Below are 2,233 nucleotides of genomic sequence, written 5' to 3'. Positions count from 1 at the left end.
CCGCGTCTGGTGGGCGGGCGGGAGCTGGCATAGGCATGCATGGCCAGTTCGGCCCAGCTCAGCAGGGGCTGGCCGCTGCGGGATGCATCGGCGTGGGCCGCAGCCTCGGCCTTGGTGGCGCTGGCCGACGCGGCCGCGGTGGACAGCAGGCTTTCCGCCAGCGGGTCCATCAGCGCCGGAATGCGGGCGCGGGCCTGGCTGTCGGCCCCCGGCCCCAGCACAAAACTGTTGCGCAGGTGGCGGGCCAGCACCAGCATGGCCAGCGCGCCGGACAGGCAGTCGCCGGGCAGCGGCTGCAGCCGCTGCTCCACATGGCCCATGGCCAGCGCAATGGCCTGCGCCAGTGCGGCGCTGCCCGCATGGCGCTGGGCCTGCAGCAGGGCGTAGGTCACGCCCAGGTGGTCGCACACGTCTTCGCAACCGGGCCAGCTCCCTTCCTTGCCCTGTTGCGCCAGCAACTGCTGGACCGCGGCGTGCACCGGCACGAGGTGTGGCCACAGGCGCTGCTGCGGCGGGTCGGTTCGCGGCACGGCCAAGGCGGGATGCTCACCGCTGATGTACATGCCGCGCAGGTGCAGCAGCAGGCAGGGGGGATGCAGGGGGCGTGGGAGGGGGGGCTCATCGTCGGGTGCGCCGGCAGCCCCACCCTGGGGCGGATCGGGCAGCAAGGGGTGCAGCAACTGCGCGCGCTCCAGGCTGGCATCGGCCAGGGCAAGGGAGCGCAGGGGCATCTCGGTCCAGGCACGGCAATCGGGCAGGGGACTGTCCGCCTCCAGGGGTGTGATGTCCTGGACCCAGTCGATGCGCAGATCGACCTCATCGCGCTTGCGGGCCCAGGCCCACTGGCGCACGCGGGTCGCTCCCTCGCGCCAGGCGGCCTCCAGCGTGGTGGCGCGTACATGGAAGACGGAGGCGGCCTTGTTCTCGGCCGCCACCGTGAAGAAAAGAATGCAGCCGGGGTAGGGCTCGGGCAGCAACACCATGTGCCGTGCCAGGTACTCCAGGCCATTTGCCAATTGCTGCGACAACATGCTCTCGGCCTCGGTCAAGGTCAGTGGGAGGCTGCGCTTCCCGTGGGGACGGGACGCCGGGCTGCGGTGCGCTGACCGCGTACGGATCTGTTCTTTCATGGCGGCCCGGCGGCAGGCGAGTGCGGAGCGCGGCGGCTCAGCGGTAGTCGAATTCCACGCGCCGGTTGCGCTGGTGGGCGTCTTCGCTCGTGCCTTCGTCGGCCAGCCGCTCCTTGCCGTAGCTGACGGACTCCACGCGGGCCGGATTCACTCCCAGCAGCTGCAGGCTGTTGCGCACCGCGTCGGCACGTTTTTGGCCGAGCGCCAGGTTGTATTCGATGCCGCCGCGCCTGTCCGTATGGCCGCGCAGCATCACCGAGCGGCCGGGATTGCTGCGCAGCCACTGCGCATGGCTTTCCACGATGGCCCGGTCGCTGCTGCGGATGGTGTAGGCGTCAAAGTCGAAGTAGACGATGTGGGCGACATTGGCGGGACCGCGCTGGTCGGCCTGGCTCGTGGCCACCACGGGTGCTACGCCGGAGCTGGCCGGCGCAGGCGCCGGGGCCTTGCCGAAGGCGTAGTGGTGTTCGGAACGCTGCGTGCTGGTGGTGGCGGTGGAACCGCAGGCGGCCAGGCCTGCGGCCAGCAGCACGATGGTGCACAGCCTGAAAGTGTGTGACATGGAAAATCTCCTGGGACGTGCGCCGCCACCGCGAGGCGGCGGCGCAGGGAAGGAATGCGGCGCCCGCAGGCGCCGCTGCAGCTCACAGCAGGGCGTTGTGGTGCAACTGCTGCGTCAACACGCTGGCTGCTGCATCGGCCGTGCTGCTGGCATGGCTGCTGATGGAGGTGGCAATCGGATCCAGCTCGGCCGCAGAGGCCGTTGCCGCTTGCGAAGTGCCGCCCAGAAGGCCTCCGAGCAGTCCGCCACCGGACGATCCCCCCAGCAGCCCGCCCAGCAGGCCGCCGCCACTGCTGCCGCCACCCAGCAGTCCGCTGACGATGCCGTTGTCGCCGGCCACCGTGTTGACCACACCGCTGACGATGCCGTTGTCGCCGGCCACCGTGTCCAGCACGCCGCTGACGACGCCGTTGTCACCGGCCACGGTCTCCAGCAGGCCGCCGACCAGGCCGGTGCCGCCCGTGAGGCCACCCAGCAGGCCACCGTCGCCGCCGAGCAGCCCGCCGACGATGCCGTTGTCGCCGGCCACGGTGTCGAGCAG

2 protein-coding genes and 1 pseudogene are annotated in these 2,233 nt (G+C 71.0%); all 3 read right to left on the bottom strand.

The annotated features are described in order from the left end of the window. Positions 1-1,031, bottom strand: a pseudogene (locus tag L995_RS00165) (Mur ligase); the annotation flags it as partial. A gap of 136 nt (positions 1,032-1,167) precedes the next feature. Then, complete coding sequence (locus tag L995_RS00160; RefSeq protein ID WP_047467972.1) at positions 1,168-1,692, bottom strand: OmpA family protein; 525 nt, start codon at positions 1,690-1,692, stop codon at positions 1,168-1,170. Positions 1,693-1,774: 82 nt separating this feature from the next. Continuing rightward, the coding region (locus L995_RS33625; protein WP_047467968.1) for a hypothetical protein at positions 1,775-2,233 on the bottom strand (459 nt) is incomplete at its 5' end.

This window comes from Delftia sp. ZNC0008, assembly GCF_000799035.1.
GTDB classification, from domain to species: domain Bacteria; phylum Pseudomonadota; class Gammaproteobacteria; order Burkholderiales; family Burkholderiaceae_C; genus Comamonas; species Comamonas tsuruhatensis.
The sequence above is the reverse complement of the archived record's forward strand: the minus strand, read 5'-3'. Positions and strand labels throughout refer to the sequence as shown.

Bases quoted from the DNA above. Each gene is read 5' to 3' on its own strand.
- L995_RS00160 (WP_047467972.1), bottom strand. From the start codon at position 1,692: ATGTCACACACTTTCAGGCTGTGCACCATCGTGCTGCTGGCCGCAGGC.